Origin of the sequence: Parabacteroides distasonis, assembly GCF_004793765.1 — a bacterium.
Taxonomy (GTDB): domain Bacteria; phylum Bacteroidota; class Bacteroidia; order Bacteroidales; family Tannerellaceae; genus Parabacteroides; species Parabacteroides distasonis_A.
This window is the reverse complement of record NZ_SRYM01000027.1, coordinates 29,640-50,864: the sequence shown is the minus strand read 5'-3', so window position 1 is coordinate 50,864 and position 21,225 is coordinate 29,640. Positions and strand designations below refer to the sequence as shown.

The window sequence follows — 21,225 nt, the reverse complement described above, 5'->3', positions numbered from 1 at the left end:
GACCAAGACCACAGTAATAACTTAATCAACCTGTTTTATGACAATGAAAAGAGAACCAAGTATCAGTGAGCAGCAGGCTCGTGAAATCGTGGAAAGAATGGGACGCAGGGAATCCCGTAGTGAAAAGTCTATGGACGACTTCTACAAGAACATCGGTCTGGAGTCGGGACATCTGGCACAACTCGTCAAGACCATCACGAAAAAAGCGGAAACAGCTACGGTGGATGAATCGTCAAGCGGAACGCCCGAAGAAGTGGCAGTGCCGCAGAAGCGTGTCAGCAGCAAACAACGCAGGCTGTCGCTGGACGAGTACCGTACCGCTTACCTGCAAGTTCCTAAGATAACCGACCGCAAGCCCGTGTTTGTCAGCGGCGAGGTGCGCGACCGTCTGGACGGGATTGTCCGCCGTCTCGGCGGGCGTGGCATGAGCGCATCGGGACTTATCGAGAACCTCGCCCGCCTGCACCTTGAAACCTACCGGGAGGACATCGAGCAGTGGCGCAAACTCTGAGCGAATTACGGTAGAACCAATCAAGTCGGTGGATATACTCCATCGGCTTGACCGATATTCCAAATGAGTTATTATACTCACAAACCAATCCGACAAGCGGAGGATTATTGTGTCCTCAAAGACACAGCAAGGTATATTTTCAGTTACCCGAATAATTCTAAGTAACTGAAAACACCTTCACCGCCGTGGGTAGAATTATCCTCCGCAGTCGGATAATTTCGGGGTTCCTTAATCAAAGATTAAACAATGGACAAGCCATAAAATTAAAAGAATAAGAGAATGAAAAAGAAGAGCAAGTACGGGAGAAATCCCAAGTTGAATCCGAAGACGCACTGCGTGATGGTGCGCTTCGACGATGTGGAATGGAACAGGTTCCTGACGATGTACGAGGAATCGAACGTGTATGCGAAAGCCGTCTTTCTGAAGGCGCATTTCTTCGGGCAGAAGTTCAAGGTGCTGAAAGTGGACAAGACGCTGGTGGACTACTACACCAAACTGTCGGACTTCCACGCCCAGTTCCGTGCCATCGGTACGAACTACAATCAGGTCGTTAAAGAGTTGCGCATCCACTTTTCGGAGAAGAAGGCGATGGCGTTGCTCTACAAGCTGGAGAAACATACCATCGACCTTGTGAAACTGAGCCGGGAGATTGTGGAGCTTTCGAGGGAGATGTATGCCAAGTGGGAGCAATCAAGACAAGGTTGATTATATGGCCTCGATAAAAGTGAAGTTCAGACCTTCCTCGACCATAGGTAAGGAAGGCACAATCTATTACCAAATCATCCATAAGCGTGTAATCCGTCAACTAAGGACGGATTACCGCATCTATGCAGATGAGTGGGACGAAGGAAACGTACTTTAATTCTCGCCAATATATCTATATCGTAATGAATCGGGATATTAATTGATCATTTGTTTATAAAGAAGAGTATTAGTATGGTAAACCAGACAATCACGTTACATATAATTACATACATGAACTTTTTATGGAATTTGTCTATTTGTGAAGACACTTCACCTTTTATATTATCTACAGCATCGTTGATCTTTGAAACTAAGGAATTACATGAAGTTTCGATTTCTTTGCAATCTTGTCTAAACGATTCGGTATTATTCTTATAATCCTCTCCAATAGTGGCAATAAGTGCATCCAAGTTGTCTTTTATAGTAGAAAGGCTCTTTACATAATTTGCCGTTATCGTTTTTAATCCATCGTATGAGTTGATTGTATTTTCAACTTGTCTGCGAGCAGATTCTATATTCCGAAGATTAACTTCTAATTCGGTTAGAGTTTTGTTTATTTTTTCGTCAATCATATTATTGGTATTTGGATACTATGTTTTTTAAATTATTTAGATGTCTTTTTAATTGAATATAAGAGGAAAGTTTTTGAAGATAATCCTTCCTGGATTCATCAATTGCTGCATGACTTATGAGCAGATCTGCATACTCATCAAGTAACATTAAGTTGTTTTTTGAAGTATAGTATTCAATGACTTCCTCATAATCGTTACAAATTTCCTCTTCTAACATTTCATTATCTTGTTGACCAAGGAAGAGTATACAGAAAATGTTCAGCAGATTGAGGACAGGATTCATTTCTGCAGCAGCCCGACGAATAAGGCGGACAGCACCATGCAGGTGCTTCACATTGTCTTTCTGGGCATCGTTATTTACAATGTCTGCATCAACTACCCGCATATATTTCTTGACCAGCTCAAAACTCGTGGTCCCCGCTTCTGAATGCTTGTCGCTATCGGTGTCATCCTTTAGGGAAAAAGGAACTTCCGCTTTCACACTTGCGTCGTATGTAACAAATCCTTCCCTGGCATATTTAGAATTGAAGTAGTAATAGATGAAGTCCTTTAAGTCTTCATTTGTTTCCTTCCAATCCTTTTTTGAGGTGATAGCCATGTTGCAGAATTGCTCCATATCCAAAATACCTCGGGCTCTCTTGTCGGCAATACTTCTGTAAACAAAGGCTGTAAGATGTTTTAGACAAGCCATGATGACATCTTCTTTTTTAGCCATCTGCATAACTTCATCTATCATCGTTTCTACCCTGTCTTCGGAATAGTACTTACGATAATATGAACGGAGGTGTTCGTAGTAGCAGGAACTGTCCTGACAGATTGTTGTGATACGAAATATTTGTGCCGAATAATCTTCGGTGAAGTCGTCGATCAGCCCAATCACACACATTCGGTATATAGCCTTTTGGATAGCATCTTTGTAATTGGTAGACCCGAAATTGGATACAAATTTGAAACCTTGCTTAGTTTTTAGGTTTTTGGCATTTGGAGTATTGAACAATGGCATGTTCTTTTCATACAGACATTTATTATATTCATCAAGGACATAATTATCTTCATTATATGACACATAATATGTAAGAATAGTGCCTTTAGAGTATCTGTTGATGAATTGAAGTATACCTTTACTTTGTCCAACTTTGCGAGTTTCTATACCAGGAATTTCCTCGTTACTTATCTGCACGTATAACCTGCTCATGAGTAATTCCATCACATACAGCTCAAAGTCTTCGCCAAGGAAATTGCTGTCATAGAAAAACTTATTGTTTATATAGTCAGCAGAGTATTCTTTCCATTCATCTGTTCTGGCATTTTTACTCCAAAATTTTTTAGGCGAATACATTATGGTTGCCAATGCCATTTTTCGGTCTCTTCCTGCACGTCCTGCCTCCTGTACAAAGGACTCCAACGAACTGGGGAAATTCAGATGGAAAGTAAGGCGTACATTAGATTTGTCAATACCCATACCAAAGGCTTTTGTGGCCACCATGAGCTGTGTGTTCCCAAGCAGAAAATCATCTTGGCATGAAGTATCGTCCCCGCCTTTGTAGGTGGAGAAATTACTGACACGGTATGCCCTAAGTTTCCTGGAGACAGAGGGGACACTTAGGTTCGTATACTCATTATCTGATTTGCGAAGGCAAAATACAATTCCAGCAGTATCTGTGTATTGCGCTTTGCACCAGCAGTTATCTACGTGTGTGTAGAGATTCGTATTCCTGATTGCAGATACCTTTTCGCTATCAGTAAGGTTCTCTCTTTCAATGAAATGATCCTTTATATAACTTATATCATCTTCATTTTGTATCTCCTGTATTTTTTCAGTTGCGTCATTGATTGCATCAATGAGAGCCGTTTCCTTAAGGTCTCCGACTTCCCATGCCTTTGATGCGTTTGTAGCATCAATAGGATAAACATTATACTGCAATTCCAGCCGATTGGTGTTCTCGAATCTGACCGTTGCATCATCTTCCAAAGAATATGAATTACTGCCGGAGAGTTCACGCTCCACGTCTGCCAACACATCGAACGAAGCCGTTGCAGTCAAGCCAAAGAGAGAAATGTGATTGTCCGTACCTTCTACCTCCTTTGGCAACACATAATTGTATAGATTACGACCTAAATGCAGATAGGCAAGCCGGAAATCATGCCCCCACTCCGAGACACAATGCACCTCGTCTATAACTCCATATGCGAAATAGACGTTTGACTCGCGCATGGAGCGCAGAACCTCCCTAAAGCGATAGATACTTAACCGTTCAGGGGAGAGAAACATAATTTGTATCTGAGAACCAGTAAGGGCCTGCTCACGCCTATGGGCCTCCTCATGGTACATCGTAACATCGCTATTGATATACGATATACAATCAATGCCAGTCTTGAGCAGGCCATCGTATTGGTCTTTCATTAAGCCTTTCAATGGGTCGACAACCAATGTTACGCCGGGTTGAAGCATTGCAGCCAATTGGTAAGTCAGAGATTTTCCTCCACCTGTCGGCAGCAAACCAATTACACTCTTCAACCTCAAGGCTCTATTGAGAATAGGTAATTGACCAGGACGAAAATCCTGTTTCCTGAAAATAAGTTGTAAGAAATAACGAAGATGAGACACTGTTGTCTCGTTCTGAATGTATTTCCCGCTGGGTTCCTTTTTCGCAAGCGACTTATATTCAATACGTTCCGTTGTGTACAATATGCGTGGTTCGTAGACGGATTCGGAAGAGCGGACAATGAAATAGCAATCATTCTTAGCCCTGTACTTTGAGAATGCCACATGCTCAGGGTCTGCAAACTTGTCAACCGACACGTCGATAACCATATCATAAACTTCGTCAGGAGCTGCAGAACGGACATCAACTACACTCACTTTCGGCAACAGCATGCCATCGTATTTCTCTGTCATTGCAATGAGATTCCCATAGAGCTCTGCAAAATCCTCAACGGCGATATTGGCTATGTTTGTACAATCATCTATGATAAGGATTTTCCATTCTTCAGACAAACGGTCAATCCGTCCGGTTATCAACGCCTCTATAATGGTCTTCTGTATTCGGGCTATTACCTTTAGTGCCTTTTCCCTCTCAGTCTGTTCTCGCTGCATAAGAGCAGTTGTAATGCGCTCACTTGCGTACGTCGGGATACCTCTTGATATAAGGTTGCTGACAAGTGCAAAAACGGGATTCAAACCTCTACGCACAGTCATGTCAAACGGAGCCATTATCTCAAAAGCACCTTCATTGGAGATTCTTTTCTCAGGCATCGTCTCTGCATAGCATGCAAAGAATTGCAATGGGGCAAAACAATTGTATTTGTGGAGAATGCTTTCTTGGGATTTTAGCGAGAATATAAAACTCTTGATGAGACATCCATAGGCCTTTCCATTCGAATGTTTGCCGAAGTAGGTTTCTCTAAAGTCAGTAAATACCCGTATGCCATTATCTCTGAAGTAATTCTTAAAGGCATTGATTCGGCTTTCATTGAGATTTGCAGGGCCGACACACAGAACAATATGCCTTGCCCCAGAAGAGGTTATCAGTTTGGAAATCCCTTTAAGGCTTACGGACTCAATATCGAGAACATTTGAAAGTATATGAATAACACAAGGCTGTTCAACATTGATGCTTTGAATAGCTCTAATCGAAGCATCGTCCGAAGGAAGATATTCGGAACAAGTCTCTACCACTGTGCAGGAATCATCATCAAGTGCCTGCTTCACATGTAACAGAGCTCTTTCACGTGCTATGTCAGAAGGTTCTTCCAGTGTTATCTTTTTAAGGCAAGACAGCAGTCCCTCCCTTCTCAGATTTTCAATAACAGCCAAAGAGCCTAGTCCTTGCCCACATCCCCAGTCGAAAATCTCAACGCCATTCCGCACTTCACCATAAGGGAAGTTTCCTTTCCCTTGTGATTTGTCTAAAGCATAGTTGAGTTTGTGGCAATGCATACGACCATAGGCCGCCATATAGGCAGAACAGAGTTCCTCTGTTTCGAGTATCGCCGTGCCACGTTCAAGATTTCTGCCTGCCTCGTCTTGATAAGTCCATGGCATTGAACGATATTTTAGAGGAAGGTCGGCCTCGGCCATCTGGATTATATGCTCTATTGTGAGAGGATGATACTTCCTTATCTTGTCTTCGTACATCTTATTTTCCAGTTATCGTTTCACTGTTAGGATTCAATTGGTGCCGCCGCCAGTTGGCAACAGCCATTTCCTTGCTGGCATTGGCATAGCAATACTCACATAAGTGCGGGCATGTGTTGTATTCGCCAATGTCTTTGCTCTTCATGCAGCCACATGCTATACGTTGTCCTTTGTCTCTGTTGCTCTTGTTAATGGTTGCAAATGTGCCATTGTCAAGTGAGATTGCACCTTGTGGTATTTCCATTGTATCCATCTCAGAGAATAAACTATGTTTAGAATTTATTATTTTCGCACCAAGAAAATCCATCAATTTCTTAGACTTATATCCGAAACGCACCATAAGACGGTCATCCACGCAATGATTGTGTTCCACTCCATCCAAGTCAGCAGCTTCACCACAAGTAGCAAGAATATAGTTCCATTCTTTCACTTTGTTAAGATGAACGAGCTTCTCCGCAAATTCTATCATTTGCTCATTTGCCCAATCAATATAATTAACATGGCTACGTTCAAGATTAGCTTTAACCTTGCGGTATGAAACTATATCTGCAAAGCTGAAAACAAGTTTTTCGGTATATCCTCTAAGTTGGTCGCCTATATATTCTATCTTCCGCAAAAGCTTATCCATGTCAATCTTGTCTGTAAGAATAAGGGGGTCAAATCGCCATACAACCGCACCCATCCCAAGCTTGGCAACAAGCAGTTTGAAAGTCTCAATACGTTCAACAAGCGGAGGTACGCCCTGTTCTAACTTCTCTTCCTCATAATCATTGAGCGTGTACTGTATATAACATCCAATACCTCTCTCTCTTAAGAAGTCAATATGATTAAGAAGCGGACGGGGATTCTTCGACCAAAAGACAATGAACTGAGTATCTTCATAAGACACATAACTCTTCTTCCCATTAAATGGATTGGTCCATGCTGAATATCCTTTCTGCAGACGTTCAAAAAACCAATCGGAATAAAATGCTGGTATATCAGTGCTTCGACTTGCAGAAACGACAACAGGAAAAGTCGCTTTAGCAATCTCTCCATTATCCAAAATAATGGTTCTGTCCTCTTGCTTCTTGTTCATAATTCACCCTATATTGCATTAGTATAACGAGAAGCGTGGCACTGCCAGTAACCACGTCTTAAAGTGCAGGCCCTGAGAAAACCTTAATCAACAGATATGGTTAAGCAGCCCACGCTATAACGTGGGAACTGCCATGCCAATTCTTGTTGATTTCGTGTTTCAGTTTCTCAGGCTTCGCACTTACAAGAGTAGCATAACGCTCCTATTATTTCGAATCTATTGGAAATGGTCACCCAAATCCAATTGCAAAAGTACCTAAAATATTTGGGAAATAAGAACGTAAGAAGAAGAAGTGTATCATCCAAAAAGAAATAAGTCCATAAAAGGATGAAAAAATATAGCGCCTACTCGTCAAAACGGCAAACAAACCCCGAAGAAGTTCTGCGAATATACACGGAGACAGATCTGTGCTATGGAATTTTTCCGATTATGAGCAATTTCTTTCTCCAACTATCTGGATTCCCAAATAAAATTTGTACTTTTGCGTTCAAGATGGCGTTCTTTTGATGTAATGCAGAACAAAACAGAATACAGAACTTCGCTCGTTTCTAAATCGTTACCTGTCAAGAAATAAGTTTCTGCAAGCCATTCATTTTCAAACGAAAAGACATATCATAGTGTCTCTACGAGTGCCAACAGACGTTCTTTTGAATTCCGCATAGTTTAGCCACAGCCTTTATCCCATGTCGGCAATTGGCATAACAGGGTACAGGCAACAATTTATTGCCTTCCGCCAGACTTTGATACTTCTCGATGATATGTTTGGCAGTGTCGAGCAATCGGATATTGGTTTCCGTTCCCGTCTTTTGTCGATTGGTCTTAATCCATAAATGCCCATCGAATGATGTTTGTAAATTGTCGGTTGTGAGATTATACATATCCCTCCAACTCAATCCGCTGAAACAACAGAAAATGAAAAGGTCTCTAATCAGTTCGTAACTTTTCTTCTTGAATGTTCCGTTGATAAGCATCGTGATTTCTTCTTTGGTTAAGAATCCTTTTTTGGTTTCTTCCTTTGTAATACGATAAGCATAAAACGGGTCGCGTTGTAACCAACCGTTGTTGATGGCTGTATATATAATACTGCGGAACGGCATCATATACGACCATACGGTATTGGTGCAATGATTCTTCTCAGTACGGAGGAACAACTCGAAGTCGGTGATGAATGCCGGGGACAGCTCACGCAAGGCAATATCGCTTACCTTGTAGCGATGCTTGATGAATTCTTCCAAATGGTCGTAAACGGTGCAATACTTCCAATAACTGCGTTGGCTTTTCATCTTGCCCACTTGTCTGGCGTAATCTTCATTGTGCTGTCGAAATACAGCAAGCAGGGTTTTATGGTTTTGTCCCATACCCAAGAAAGCATTTCTGACCTTCTCTGCAGACACATAACCATCCCTATCCATAATTTCTTGATAAGCCTTGTTGATGCCTATTCTGATTTTATCCAACATTCGGTTGGTTTCTTGTGCAACAATGCTTCTTCCCGACATTCTGCCGAGACTGACATTCCATAACTTTTCCTCTACATCCAGTTTGCAACTGAATTGGGAAATCTTGCCGTTTACGGTGATGCGGCACATCACAGGCACAAGCCCGTTCTTTTTCGGGGCATTGCGTTTGAGATAGAATAATACTCTGAAAGTGCTTCTGCTCATAACTCTACTTTTTTGTTTGCGAAATTATTACTTGTAGAGTTGAGTGACGATAGGCAAAACACAGCGTATCGGTGCAAAAGAATCAGCCGAAGCGAAACAGGAACGAAGATATGAGAAATTTTCCTATATTTGCAACTGCAATCGCTTAACAAACATTGCTATTCAATCAGTTACAGCAACCAATATACTCCATTGAAATCAAGAATCAAAGTAATGGTATAGTAACGAAACTTTGTCATTTCTTGGCTTTTCATTGGCATTTGATGGTATTGTAACATCTTGGCAAATACTGTTAAATCGCTAACAGACAACATTCTTTCCCCATTTCGCACTCACTTTCGCTTCTTTGTTGTATCTTTGCGGTCAAATAAATAATTCATCTGATAAAATGAACGATATTCAAGTAATGAACAAAGCAGCTGATAACATCCGTATACTGGCTGCGTCAATGGTGGAGAAAGCGAACTCCGGACACCCGGGTGGCGCTATGGGTGGTGCAGACTTTGTTAACGTACTGTTCTCAGAGTTCTTAATATACGATCCCAAGAATCCCAAATGGGAAGGACGCGATCGTTTCTTCCTTGACCCGGGACATATGTCTCCGATGCTTTATTCCGTACTGGCTTTAAGCGGCAAATTCACATTGGATGAACTTCAACAGTTCCGCCAATGGGGAAGCGTTACTCCGGGACATCCAGAGGTAGACGTTATGCGTGGTATCGAAAACACGTCCGGCCCGCTAGGACAAGGACATACTTATGCGGTAGGTGCGGCTATCGCGGCTAAATTCTTGAAAGCACGTCTGGGTGAGGAAGTAATGAACCAGACTATTTACGCATATATTTCCGATGGAGGTATCCAAGAGGAAATCTCACAAGGTGCCGGACGTATCGCCGGAACTTTAGGACTGGACAACCTGATCATGTTCTACGACGCAAACAACGTACAGCTATCTACCAAGGTAGAAGACGTTGACGCAGAGAACGTAGCCATGAAATACGAGGCTTGGGGCTGGAAAGTCATTCAAATAAACGGTAACGACGTAAACGAGATCCGTAAGGCTTTGAAAGAGGCTAAAGCCGAGATCTCCAAACCGACTTTGATCATCGGTAACACCATTATGGGTAAAGGTGCTGTCGGCGCTGATAACAGCTGTTACGAGAATAAGGTATCTACTCACGGGCAACCTTTATCTGCGGCAGGAGCTTCCATCGCAGATACGATCAAGAACCTAGGTGGTGACCCGGAACATCCGTTCACGATCTTCCCTGAAGTAGCAGAATTATATGCCAAACGTGCGAAAGAACTGGAAGTAATCATCGCTGAGCGTTACGCCATTAAAGACGTATGGGCGAAAGCTCACCCGGACTTAGCGGCTAAAATGGAGCAATGGTTCTCCGGAAAGGCTCCTCAAATCGACTGGGCCGCTATCGAGCAGAAAGCGAATCAAGCGACTCGTGCCGCTTCCGCTACCGTATTAGGAGTGCTTGCTACCCATGTAGAAAACATGATCGTCGCTTCCGCCGACCTTTCCAATTCCGATAAAACAGACGGTTTCTTGAAAAAGACCCATGCTTTCGTGAAAGGCGACTTTAGCGGAGCTTTCTTCCAAGCGGGTGTAGCCGAGCTTTCTATGGCTTGTATCTGTATCGGTATGTCTTTACATGGTGGCGTGATCGCCGCTTGCGGTACATTCTTCGTATTCTCCGATTATATGAAGCCTGCGTTACGTATGGCCGCATTGATGGAGCAGCCCGTTAAGTTCATCTGGACACACGACGCTTTCCGTGTTGGAGAAGACGGACCTACGCACGAGCCGGTAGAGCAAGAAGCTCAAGTTCGTTTATTAGAGAAATTAAAGAATCATAAGGGGCATAGCTCCATGTTGGTACTTCGTCCGGCAGACGTTGTGGAGACAACAGTCGCATGGAAACTAGCGATGGAGAACGTTTACACTCCTACAGCATTGATTCTTTCCCGTCAGAATATCACAGATCTTCCCGCCAAGGAAAACCGTTATCAAGAGGCTTTGCAAGCGGAGAAGGGTGCCTATATCGTCAATGAAGACGCTAATGCGGATGTAATTCTTTTGGCTTCCGGTTCCGAGGTATCGACTTTGGTCGAGGGTGCCGCCCTACTTCGTGCCGATGGCATAAAGGTTCGTATCGTTTCCGTTCCTTCCGAAGGTCTATTCCGTTCACAAAGCAAAGAGTACCAAGAATCTATCCTTCCCACAGAAAGCAGGATTTTCGGCTTAACCGCTGGTCTTCCGGTTAATCTGGAAGGGTTGGTAGGTCCTAACGGTAAGGTATGGGGACTTGAGTCCTTCGGTTTCTCCGCTCCTTACAAGGTACTTGATGAGAAATTAGGCTTCACGGCCAAGAATGTTTATAACCAAGTAAAAGAATTATTGGCATAAAGATGGGTATAGTAGGTTTGTGTAGCGATCACGCTGGTTTTGAGTTGAAAGAATATATAAAGACAATCCTCGACGCACGGGGATTATCTTACAAAGATTTTGGGACTTATTCCTCTGACAGTTGCGATTATCCGGATTTCGCCCATCTGATGGGCAAGGCCGTAGAAGCCGGCGAGGTTTATCCGGGAATAGCTGTCTGCGGTACGGGAAATGGCATTAGTATGACCTTGAATAAGCATCGGGGTATCCGTTCTGCCTTATGCTGGCAAGAGGATATCGCTAAGCTGGCACGTGAGCATAACGACGCAAACGTGTTATCAATGCCCGGTCGTTTTATCAGTCAAGAAGAGGCTAAGAAAATCGTTGAAATATTCTTAGATACACCTTTTGAGGGTGGTCGCCACCAACGGCGTATAGACAAGATCCCTTTGTAAAGTCCGCAAAAAAGTCACTTTATAATAAAAGAAGGCTCTCCCATGGTTCGTTTACCATTCGGAGAGCCTTTTCGTATCACCGTTTAAACGGCAACGTACATATAATAGATGACGGATGCCAAATTTGAAGACTTTCTACTATCAAACATTCGATCTCGCTTTTTGTTCTTTCCATTTAGTTAAAAATGTACGGGCTACCGTCGGGAATAACTCCAGCAACAGTATTTCTTTCTCATTCTCAGCCAATAGTACCTCCAAATCCTCCAATACCGGATTCTCTTGCATCACATAATGGGAACCGTCGTAAGGCACCTCATTTTGTACGCCGGCGATTTTCAACCGAAACGCAGAATCTACCGGAATCGGTGTCTTGCCATACTCTCCTTTTACCAAGGCGATAAACTGATTGGAAGGATTACTATACATAGGGCGACCTTTCAGCTCATCCAACGCACAGGAAACCGCTTGCGCCCCGATAATCTGGCTCGTAGGCGTCACCAACAGAGGCAAGCCGGCATCCATCCTTACTTGCGGAATGAGCGACATCGCCTTCTCCAACAAGTCGATCTGCCCCAATTGCCTCAACTGGGCAACCATATTCGTATACATACCTCCCGGGATCTGCGCTTTTTTCACCAACTCATTCGGCTCAGGGAAATCAAAATACTCCTCGATCGCATGGCAATAAAGCAGCAAATCGTCCTCCTTATCTTTCCGAGCGGCCTCGATGGCATCGTTGAAGAAGCGGTCGATCTCAGCGGGGAAACTATTCTCTACAGGATTAAAAGGCCTCGGGAATTTCTTAGCGGTATCGAACACAGAAAGTTCCTTGCGGATCGTCAATAATTCCTTGTTGATCTTAGCAATCGCATCCATATCAAGATCCAGCTCTATACCTAATTTCTTGCAGAAGATATAGACCAGCTCCACGGCGGGAGCGGCCGGTCCTCCGGCGAAGTTCCATATATTCGTATCAACGATATCCACCCCATTGATAATGGCAGATACAACCGACGCCAATTCGTAGCCGGGCGTACAATGCGTATGGAAATCCACTGGTACTTTCAAGTTCTTCTTGAACAATCGCACCAATTCCGCCGTACGAGCCGGAGGTATCAAACCACTCATATCCTTCAGGGTGATCATATCAGCGCCCAGCGACTCCAGTTGAAGGGCCTTGTTTAAGAAATACTCATTCGTAAAAACAGGCTTATGCAAGGGCCGTCCATGCAAGGCGGCTTTTATACGTTCTACCGGAGAATGGTGAGGATCTATCGTATAACAGATGGCACAATCGGCCTTCCCCCCGAATTTCTTCACATAACGGATCGTGGATTTTACATTATCCACATCGTTCAAAGCATCGAAAATACGCATGATATCAATACCAGAACGAATAGAGTTCCGGCAAAAGCCTTCTATAATCTTGTCGGGATAAGGATTATAACCGAATAAATTACGCCCACGGGAAAGAGCGGATAGCTTTGAGGTATTACCTATTTTCTCTTTGATGATCTCTAAACGGTCCCACGGATTCTCACCCAAATAACGCATCACGGAATCGGGAACCGCCCCGCCCCATACTTCCATGGCGTAAAAGCCCGCATCTTTGTAGTAAGGAAGCACACGGTCTATCTGCACTTGAGACATTCTTGTAGCGAATGCCGATTGCTGACCATCGCAAAGAGTCAAATCACGAATCAATAATTTACGTATCATACCAAATTTGTTTAGATCGTTTTAGTCAATATTCTGATTATATAACAAGATCTAAACAAATTTGATAAAGATTACGGGGTTAATAATAACCAATTTTTCTAAAACCTCAGTCTTTGACTTCCACAACGATCATTACGGGAAAGTGGTCAGAAGGGGTACGGGCCTCATATTTGCTCAATGATACCTCTTTCGGGAAATTACCGTTTTGCTCCTTCTGAATGCTTTCTTTCACCTCGGAGCGATAGGTATCCGTTAAAATTCCATACTTCTTCACCTCAAATTCTTTCGTAAGAAAAAGGTGATCAATGCGGCTCTCGGTCTTCCGGTCCGGATGGAAACCGTTGAAGGTACCATTTGGGGCATAGCGGAAATCAGCGATCTCATAAGAATCACGCATGATACCGGAACCATCTAAAAACTCATAGGACTCACTTGTTTGGTCCACGTTGAAATCACCAGTAAGGATAGCGGGAAGTTTCTTGGGAAACTCCTTGATCTTCTTCAAGATCAGCTTGGCGCTCTCAGTACGTGCCTGTACGCCTATATGGTCCATATGAAGGTTGAAAAACAAGAAAGTGAAACCGGTTTGCTTATCACGGAACTCACCCCACGTACAGATACGGGGAAGAACGGCATCCCAGCCTTTATTCGGGCGGTTGGTGATCTCGGATAACCAAAAATCGCCATGCTCCAAAATCTCGAACTTGTCCGTGCGGTAAAAGATAGCCGAATACTCTCCCGCCTGCTTACCATCGTCACGTCCCACGCCGATATAATCGTATCCAGGCATGGCTTGCCTCAAGTCCTGCAATTGTGGATATTTGCCCTCTTGGGTACCAAAGATATCGAACCCGTGAAACTGTACGAGCTGGGCGATGTAGGGATAGCGTTGTCCCCAACCGTTACCATTCGTGGAATCGCTGCCGTTAGCGTTACGCAAATTATATGTAGCAACCACCATTGTCTCCGCCTGTAACGCAAACAACGCACAAAAGATTAAAATAAAAGAATAAAGTATCTTCCTCATGATCCATATTTTTAATTATTATCAAACGCAGACATGATCGGACGTGCGATCCACACTTGCGGCTGCCGCACATCCAATAAATAAGCGATCGTACCAGCGATATCATATACCATCGTACTCTCCGGGATCTTGAAGCCTTTCTTTACGTTCTTTCCATAGAAAACGATCGGGGTTTGCATCTCGTTCATCGTCTTGCCACCGTGACCGGTCTCGATACCGCCGTGGTCGGCCGTCAGTATAACCACCGTATCATCCATGATACCCGCCTCACGAACAGCGTCCATCACTTGCGTCAAGCAACTGTCCAAATGATTCACCATCGCAAAATATTCAGGGGAACTCCATCCCTTGCCATGTCCGGTACCATCCGGCTGATCGTATATGATCGCACAAAGGTTCGGCTTCTTCTCCTTGATATACTGAACGGCTACCGGGGTACATCCGTTCGGGTTCTCAGCCGACATCGGGGCATGCTTACGGAAGCTCATGGCCAAGGTATCCACCAGATAATTCATGCCTTCCCACTCATAGATATAGCCGATCTCGGCCTCGGGAGCCTTATCCCGGTACATGCCGAAGATATTCGGGAAACGGTTGTCGCTATTCACGACACGGGAAGGAAGCTCTGGCGTACGAGATCCCCACTCCGTATATCCGTGCAACTCTGGCCCCGCTCCCATAAACATGGAAGCCCAATTACAAGCACTCGACGAAGGCAGGATCGAACGATTCTCTAATGTGGAGGCACCTTCCGCCATCATCTTACGGAAAGTAGGCATATCCGCCCCACTATTCAAGCAATGGGCGCTCAAGCCGTCGAAACCAATCAAGATTACATGCTTTGGCAGATTCTTCTCTTTCAAAGGCACTTGCTGAGGTGCCGTATTACAGGCGCTCAGGCAGTATGCGATCACCGCACAACAAATAAATAAGATTTGTTTTTTCATCTTACCGTGTTTTTCTTTTATGATTAATATTGAAGTATCTTAGATTCCGTCAGACAAAGGTACAAAGTTTAAATAAACTTCAAAAAGATCATTTATCTTTGTGGCTTAATCTAATCTTATTTTAATAAATACGTATGTACAAACATTTCCTGACAAGCGTATTGCTTGTATTTTTCATGCTATCCTGTAGCAAACCTTCCCCTTTTGAGGGAAAGATGCGAGAAAGCGTACAAACCTCCCTAAGCTGGAGAAACGACACGACCGGTATTTGGGAAACAGCTGGCTGGTGGAACTCGGCGAACGTATTAACCGCCACCATTCGCTACGGTGCCGTAACCAAAGATCTGGCCATCCCATCTGTCATAGAGGATGTATTCGAGAAAGCCCGTCATTACCAAGTAGGTGTAGACTCAATCGGCACTCCCCGTTATTGCGACAACTTCATCAACGATTATTACGATGACGAGGGTTGGTGGGCATTGGCATGGATCGAGGCCTCCAAACTGACCGGAGAGAAAAAGTACCTAGATATGGCCGAGATCATATTCGATGATATGACGACCGGCTGGAGCGACGCTTGCGGAGGTGGCATCTTCTGGAAAAAGAACCCTTTACATTACAAAAACTCCATAGCGAACAACCTGTTCTCCCTGACAGCTATCCGATTATATAAAGCGACCCAAAATCCGGCGTACCTCGACTGGTTCAAGAAGAACGTGGATTGGTATATGCGAACCGGCATGATCAATACGGACATCTACCAAATCGAGGATGGCACGAAAGACGATTGTACCCCCAACCGCAACGCCCACTACACGTATAACCAAGGCGTAGCTATCGCCGTCTTAGCCGAGATGTATCTCCAAACCAACGATAAATCTTACTTGGAGCTAGCGGAAAAGATCGCCAACGCTACCATTACCAAGCGATTGGTAACCAATGAGGGTATTCTCCGTGAAATGAAGCCCGAGATCGATGATAGCAACGACGGGGTCCAATTTAAGGGTATCTTCATCCGTCATTTAGCCTTCTTGTATGAAGTGACAAAGAATCAGGCTTATAAAGATTTCATCTTGAAAAACGCAGAATCCATCATCACGAAAGATTATGACCCCACATCCAAAAGCTTCGGTTGTTATTGGTACGGCCCTTTCCACAAGGAAAGCTCGGCAGCAAACGCCTGCGCTTTGGAGTGCGTGATAGAGGCTTATAAGTTAACGAAATAGAGATAATCATATATATTAAAAACATCGCTGTCCTGTACAAGTATTGACGAGGGGCGATGGCAATAGTGGCGTAAGGCTACAACAGTATCGCCTCAAGCCCTCAAGAGTAGTGGCATGAGGCGATACCAATATAGGCATTCCCTTTTACCAATAAAAGGCATCCATAATCTCCTTCATCCTAGGAGTATTCGTGTCCTCATCCTTGACCTCTTTCCGCAGCTTCAGCATCTCCTCCTTCATTTTCCGGATGATCTCGGCGTATTGGGGATCGTTGTAAGCGTTGTGATTCTCACGAGGATCGGATTGAAGGTCGTAAAACTCCCATGCGGGCGTAGTGGTCTTATCCTCCGAACCGGTCATGTTCAGACGGTCGCCATAGAAGAACATCAATTTATACCGTTCATTACGGATACCCATATGAGCCGGACGGTTCGAATGTTGGGTCCAATAACGATAATACATCTCCTTACGCCAATCCTTAGGAGTATTTCCTTTCAGATTATCGCGGAAACTATGACCCTGCGATTCCTTCGGGGTTTTCACGCCCGCATAATCCGCCAGCAAAGAAGCGAAATCCACGTTCAAGATCATATCCTTATTGCGAGTCCCCGCCGGGATCTCTTTCGGGTAACGGATCACGAAAGGCATACGTAGAGACTCCTCATACATCATACGCTTATCGAAGAAACCATGCTCACCTAAGAAATAACCTTGGTCGGATACGTACACCACGATCGTATTATCGGCGATTCCCATATCGTCCAGCACTTTCAATAACTTCCCGATATTATCATCAATCGTAGCCCCGCAACGCAAATAGTCTCGCACCAATTTCTGGTAAGCGGCACCGCGAGCGGCAGATCGGTGCATCCCCCTCGTCGTAAAGGGCAACTCCGGATACCGGCACCACCATTTATCAGGATCTTGTGATGCCACATCCCAACGACGGGCTAATTCCTCCAAAGGTTGTCCGGAGAAAGTACGTCCATTCGTCTCTGCCCCCCAATCAAATAAGTTCTCCGGTTCCGGGAAAACAACACCGTCATACAAATGCCTTATCCGTTCCGGGAAATCCCAAGGCTCGTGTGTAGCCTTGAAATGACAACACATCATGAAAGGCCGGTTCTTATCGGCCTCTTTCATCCAGCGGATCGCCTTATCCGTCACGATATCCGTAGAAAAACCGCGTACCCGCTCCCCGAAATTGCGTTCCCCCGGCCAAGGTTCCGTACAATTTATAAAAGTAGGGTCCCGGTACTCGCCCTGGTCATGAAACACGGAATAGAAGTCGAAACCTTTCGGTTGCGTTTTCAGATGCCATTTACCGACCAAAGCGGTCTGATAACCTCCCGCTTGCATTTGCTTGGCGATATTATCCTGTTCCGAATCAAAAGAATCACTTAATGTGTAAACACCGTTCACGTGACTATAAGCCCCGGTCAAGATCGCCGCACGACTCGGAGAAGAGATCGAGTTCGTACAAAAACAATTATCCAACACGCAACCCTCAGCAGCCAAGCGGCGGATATTCTCGTTGCGGGCATACTCGCCCAACACACCCCCATAAATACCCCACGATTGGGAAGTATGATCATCCGATAGGATAAACAATATATTGGGACGTTCCTCTTGCGCCGGTTTATCGGCGGCAAAGAGAAACTGCCCGTTTCCCGAAAGACAACAGGCAGTCACTCCGATACTAATGATCGACTGTTTCATAGGTCATGACGTTTTTTCCCTTGTACTAGACCCGGTTCCCTACGCTCCGTTCCCTTTACGCGCGTTAGGTTATCCCCTAACTCATGACGTTTCAGGTTGGCGATCCTCATCAATTTCGCAGCTTCCTCAGGATACTGGGTGATCACATTATAACGCTCTCCCGGATCACGACGCAAGTCATACATTTCAGGTTTCATGATCTCCAAATTCGTCAACTTACCCGGCTGACCGTCATTACCCGGCTCATAAGCCCCGTAAGTAACATACTTATGAGGGAATACTAGCTTAAACATACCGTCCGTGACAGCCTCCAAGTCATTCTTGTTATAATAATAGACAAAAGATTCACGAGGATTCGCATCTTTCTTGCCCTCTATCAATGATAAGATACTAACGCCATCGATCTTACGAGTAGGCAGCGGCGCCTGGCTGATCTCGGCGAAAGTAGGCAGAAGGTCGATATTAGAAGCCAACTTATTGCAAGTAGTGCCCGGCTGGGTCTTCCCCTTCCAATACATGATACAAGGAACACGATTTCCTCCGTCAAAGGTAGTCGCCTTAGCCTCCCGCAAACCACCGGCGGAACCAGCGTGATTTCCATAATTGGTCCATGGTCCGTTATCGGAAGTCAAGATCACTAATGTATTATCCTCTAAACCAAGCTCACGCAATGTCTTGAGTACCTCACCTACACTCCAATCGATCTCCATCATCACATCCCCATACAAGCCTTGCTCGCTCTTTCCCTTGAACTTATCGGAGACAGCCAATGGAACATGCGGCATATTATGGGCCAGATACAAGAAGAAAGGCTTATTCTTATTCTTCTTGATGAAATTAACAGAACGGGTGGTATAATCCGTAGTCAACCGTGTTTGGTCCGTATTATAACCGATAATCTCATTTCCATCATAAGTCGGTAAATCGGGAAAATTAAAAATCTCACCTTGTTGCGGATGGAAAGGCCACATATCGTTAGAATACGGCAAGCCATAATACTCATCGAAGCCATTTTGCAAGGGAAGGAACTCTTTTTGGCTGCCTAAATGCCATTTACCGAAGATAGCGGTACTATATCCTTTCTGTTTCAATACCTCGGCAATCGTCATCTCATCGGGATGAATTCCATAGTTCGAATCCGGTCCCGGAGCACCAGCGAAACCGATACGATTCGGATAACAACCGGTCAACAAGCCGGCACGAGACGCTCCACTGATCGGCTGTCCCGCCAAGAAGTGGGTAAAACGAACGCCTTCCGCCGCCATTTTGTCGATATTCGGAGTGGTATATCCGTAAGCCCCATTAAAAGAAAAATCTCCGTACCCCACATCATCCAAATTAATCAGGACGATATTCGTGTAATCAGCGGCTATGCCTGCCATTGAAAAAGCTGAGGCGGCCGTCAGTAACATTAGTTTATTCTTCATGATATTATTTATTGATATATTATCTTTGAAGTGCCATCCTATGTTTGGCACTTCAAAGATAACAGTTTTTAATTTATCCAAGAATTAATCCCAGTTCGGATTTTGCTCCAAATTAGGGTTCAAGACTGTTTGGTTATAAGGGATCGGCCATAAATAATCTCGTTTCGGATTAAAAGAACGTTTCACGACTTCTATTCCCTCATAATTATGCATCATTCCATTATTCTCTTTCTCGGCGGTTTTCCAGCGCAAGATATCCGAATAGTAGAGTCCTTCAAAGGCCAACTCGATACGGCGTTCACGGCGGATTACCTCACGCATTTGGTCTTTCGTCAAACCTTTTGGTACTTCCGGCATATTGATATCCGGACGTTTACGCAACTGATTAATAGCATCATAAACTGATTGATCTGGTCCATTTGCCTCATTCTGAGCCTCAGCATACGTTAATAAAACTTCCGCATAACGAATCAAGATAAAGTTAAAAGCGGAACGTTCTACTAAAGGAATCGTTACATCATCTTCATAAGAGGTATATTTCTTTACACCAAACCCAGTAGTCGCTACATTTTCTTTAGTAATTGTCATTCCCAAATAAGGATAACCAATACAAACAATAGACTTTAACAAACGAGGATCTCGATTTTCATAAGGTTGAGCCGGATTATAAAGTGGCGATTCCTCTATCGTCTTGCCATCTATACACAAATATGTATCAACTAATTCTTTTAAAGGAGCAGGACGATTTAAACGCCAAATATCTTGGTCATAGTTCGTAGAGAACTCAGGTATCCTCGTCTCAATATTGAAAATTACCTCACAATTGTGTTTATTTGCCTCACTAAAGAAGTGACGATAATCATCAAACAACTTATATTCTCCCAAGTCCATCACCTCCTTAGCTGCTTTAGCCGCCTCAACCCAGCGAGAATTATACAATAAAACACGTGCTTTCAAAGCCAAAGCCGCACCTTTCGTAACACGGCCTAAGTCCGATCCTGAATAACTCTTAGGTAAAACAGCCGCAGCCTCATCCAAATCCTTCAGAATTTGATCCACTACTTCCTCCTTGGAATTTCTCGGCAATTCCGCTTGTGTATCCGCATTAGGAGCTTCTGTGATCAGAGGAGCCCCTCCAAATTTATCTACCATATTCAAGTAGAAAAAAGCGCGCAAGAATTTAGCCTCTCCGATCATCTCATTTTTAGCCTTTTCCTCCATTTCTACGGTAGGCATATTCGCTATAAACGTGTTCGCACGCCCAATACCCGTATAACAGTTCTTCCACAAAGAACCAATTAACGCCGTAGTAGACAGATGTTCTCCTTTTCCTATAGCTTGAGTACCATTTGCCTCATTATAAGGCATTGCATTGGCAGTCAACATATCAAACTCCATTGTATGTAAAGAACGCCAAGGCATCAACGCATTATAACATCCCATCAATCCCGCATGGGCATGTTCTTTCGTTTTCCAGAATGTGTCCGTAGAATACTGATCGGAAGGATCTACATCCAGCCAGCTATCGCAAGCAGCCAAGCACATACATGCGGCAGCTACACATATCATATTATATATTTTATGTCTCATAACTATACCT

At 44.2% G+C, this 21,225-nt stretch carries 15 protein-coding genes and 1 pseudogene; 6 read left to right on the top strand and 10 right to left on the bottom strand.

The features are described 5' to 3' along the window. Positions 1-43 precede the first annotated feature (43 nt). The 3 genes and pseudogenes from E5342_RS10745 to E5342_RS10730 form a co-directional block, all read left to right on the top strand. Entirely contained in the window at positions 44-511 is a 468-nt protein-coding gene (locus E5342_RS10745) for a DUF3408 domain-containing protein (protein WP_135959360.1), read from the top strand. 279 nt (positions 512-790) lie between these two features. Next, positions 791-1,216: a conjugal transfer protein MobA gene (mobA, locus tag E5342_RS10735; RefSeq protein ID WP_135959359.1), complete on the top strand. Its 426-nt coding sequence runs from the start codon at positions 791-793 to the stop codon at positions 1,214-1,216. Between the two features lie 4 nt (positions 1,217-1,220). Continuing rightward, positions 1,221-1,358: pseudogene (locus E5342_RS10730) on the top strand (site-specific integrase); the annotation flags it as partial. A 61-nt stretch (positions 1,359-1,419) separates the two neighbouring features. Here E5342_RS10730 and E5342_RS10725 read toward each other — a convergent pair. The 4 genes from E5342_RS10725 to E5342_RS10710 form a co-directional block, all read right to left on the bottom strand. Continuing rightward, the gene (locus E5342_RS10725; RefSeq protein WP_135959358.1) at positions 1,420-1,827 is read right to left on the bottom strand and encodes a hypothetical protein; all 408 of its coding nucleotides are present in this window, start codon (positions 1,825-1,827) and stop codon (positions 1,420-1,422) included. Position 1,828: 1 nt separating this feature from the next. Further along, positions 1,829-5,965: a DEAD/DEAH box helicase gene (locus E5342_RS10720; protein WP_135959357.1), complete on the bottom strand. Its 4,137-nt coding sequence runs from the start codon at positions 5,963-5,965 to the stop codon at positions 1,829-1,831. A gap of 1 nt (position 5,966) precedes the next feature. Further along, on the bottom strand, positions 5,967-7,043 hold the full coding sequence (locus tag E5342_RS10715) for a DUF1848 domain-containing protein (protein ID WP_135959356.1): 1,077 nt from the start codon (positions 7,041-7,043) through the stop codon (positions 5,967-5,969). Positions 7,044-7,666: 623 nt separating this feature from the next. Further along, positions 7,667-8,707, bottom strand: a complete 1,041-nt coding sequence (locus E5342_RS10710; RefSeq protein WP_135959355.1) for a site-specific integrase — start codon at positions 8,705-8,707, stop codon at positions 7,667-7,669. 388 nt (positions 8,708-9,095) lie between these two features. On the opposite strand from E5342_RS10710, the gene E5342_RS10705 reads away from it, so the two are divergent. Continuing rightward, the gene (locus E5342_RS10705) at positions 9,096-11,126 is read left to right on the top strand and encodes a transketolase family protein (RefSeq protein WP_121735218.1); all 2,031 of its coding nucleotides are present in this window, start codon (positions 9,096-9,098) and stop codon (positions 11,124-11,126) included. A 2-nt stretch (positions 11,127-11,128) separates the two neighbouring features. Next, positions 11,129-11,560 carry a ribose 5-phosphate isomerase B gene (gene rpiB / locus E5342_RS10700; protein ID WP_121735217.1) on the top strand — a complete coding sequence of 144 codons (432 nt, stop codon included), beginning with the start codon at positions 11,129-11,131 and terminating at the stop codon, positions 11,558-11,560. A 141-nt stretch (positions 11,561-11,701) separates the two neighbouring features. On the opposite strand, the gene E5342_RS10695 is transcribed toward rpiB, so the two are convergent. From E5342_RS10695 to E5342_RS10685, 3 genes are all read right to left on the bottom strand, one after another. After that, positions 11,702-13,279, bottom strand: coding sequence for a carboxylase (locus tag E5342_RS10695; protein WP_135959354.1), 1,578 nt, complete (start codon positions 13,277-13,279; stop codon positions 11,702-11,704). A gap of 106 nt (positions 13,280-13,385) precedes the next feature. Continuing rightward, the gene (locus E5342_RS10690; protein WP_121735215.1) at positions 13,386-14,306 is read right to left on the bottom strand and encodes an endonuclease/exonuclease/phosphatase family protein; all 921 of its coding nucleotides are present in this window, start codon (positions 14,304-14,306) and stop codon (positions 13,386-13,388) included. 11 nt (positions 14,307-14,317) lie between these two features. Then, a complete protein-coding gene (locus E5342_RS10685; RefSeq protein WP_135959353.1) occupies positions 14,318-15,253 on the bottom strand; it encodes an alkaline phosphatase in 936 nt (311 codons plus the stop codon). Between the two features lie 134 nt (positions 15,254-15,387). Between E5342_RS10685 and E5342_RS10680 the strand changes: the two genes are divergently transcribed. Further along, positions 15,388-16,479, top strand: coding sequence for a glycoside hydrolase family 76 protein (locus E5342_RS10680; RefSeq protein WP_135959352.1), 1,092 nt, complete (start codon positions 15,388-15,390; stop codon positions 16,477-16,479). Positions 16,480-16,623: 144 nt separating this feature from the next. On the opposite strand, the gene E5342_RS10675 is transcribed toward E5342_RS10680, so the two are convergent. The 3 genes from E5342_RS10675 to E5342_RS10665 form a co-directional block, all read right to left on the bottom strand. Next, a complete protein-coding gene (locus E5342_RS10675) occupies positions 16,624-18,198 on the bottom strand; it encodes a sulfatase family protein (RefSeq protein ID WP_135959351.1) in 1,575 nt (524 codons plus the stop codon). After that, positions 18,195-19,625, bottom strand: a complete 1,431-nt coding sequence (locus E5342_RS10670) for a sulfatase family protein (protein WP_121735211.1) — start codon at positions 19,623-19,625, stop codon at positions 18,195-18,197. The genes E5342_RS10675 and E5342_RS10670 overlap by 4 nt, the downstream gene beginning before the upstream one ends. Positions 19,626-19,709: 84 nt before the next feature. Next, entirely contained in the window at positions 19,710-21,215 is a 1,506-nt protein-coding gene (locus E5342_RS10665; protein ID WP_135959350.1) for a RagB/SusD family nutrient uptake outer membrane protein, read from the bottom strand. Positions 21,216-21,225: the final 10 nt, after the last annotated feature.

What these genes read in the sequence shown, in the direction of transcription:
- E5342_RS10745 (WP_135959360.1), top strand. Translation starts at nt 44, where the DNA reads ATGAAAAGAGAACCAAGTATCAGTGAGCAGCAGGCTCGTGAAATCGTG.
- mobA (WP_135959359.1), top strand. Translation starts at nt 791, where the DNA reads ATGAAAAAGAAGAGCAAGTACGGGAGAAATCCCAAGTTGAATCCGAAG.
- E5342_RS10725 (WP_135959358.1), bottom strand. Translation starts at nt 1,827, where the DNA reads ATGATTGACGAAAAAATAAACAAAACTCTAACCGAATTAGAAGTTAAT.
- E5342_RS10720 (WP_135959357.1), bottom strand. Translation starts at nt 5,965, where the DNA reads ATGTACGAAGACAAGATAAGGAAGTATCATCCTCTCACAATAGAGCAT.
- E5342_RS10715 (WP_135959356.1), bottom strand. Translation starts at nt 7,043, where the DNA reads ATGAACAAGAAGCAAGAGGACAGAACCATTATTTTGGATAATGGAGAG.
- E5342_RS10710 (WP_135959355.1), bottom strand. Translation starts at nt 8,707, where the DNA reads ATGAGCAGAAGCACTTTCAGAGTATTATTCTATCTCAAACGCAATGCC.
- E5342_RS10705 (WP_121735218.1), top strand. Translation starts at nt 9,096, where the DNA reads ATGAACGATATTCAAGTAATGAACAAAGCAGCTGATAACATCCGTATA.
- rpiB (WP_121735217.1), top strand. Translation starts at nt 11,129, where the DNA reads ATGGGTATAGTAGGTTTGTGTAGCGATCACGCTGGTTTTGAGTTGAAA.
- E5342_RS10695 (WP_135959354.1), bottom strand. Translation starts at nt 13,279, where the DNA reads ATGATACGTAAATTATTGATTCGTGATTTGACTCTTTGCGATGGTCAG.
- E5342_RS10690 (WP_121735215.1), bottom strand. Translation starts at nt 14,306, where the DNA reads ATGAGGAAGATACTTTATTCTTTTATTTTAATCTTTTGTGCGTTGTTT.
- E5342_RS10685 (WP_135959353.1), bottom strand. Translation starts at nt 15,253, where the DNA reads ATGAAAAAACAAATCTTATTTATTTGTTGTGCGGTGATCGCATACTGC.
- E5342_RS10680 (WP_135959352.1), top strand. Translation starts at nt 15,388, where the DNA reads ATGTACAAACATTTCCTGACAAGCGTATTGCTTGTATTTTTCATGCTA.
- E5342_RS10675 (WP_135959351.1), bottom strand. Translation starts at nt 18,198, where the DNA reads ATGAAACAGTCGATCATTAGTATCGGAGTGACTGCCTGTTGTCTTTCG.
- E5342_RS10670 (WP_121735211.1), bottom strand. Translation starts at nt 19,625, where the DNA reads ATGAAGAATAAACTAATGTTACTGACGGCCGCCTCAGCTTTTTCAATG.
- E5342_RS10665 (WP_135959350.1), bottom strand. Translation starts at nt 21,215, where the DNA reads ATGAGACATAAAATATATAATATGATATGTGTAGCTGCCGCATGTATG.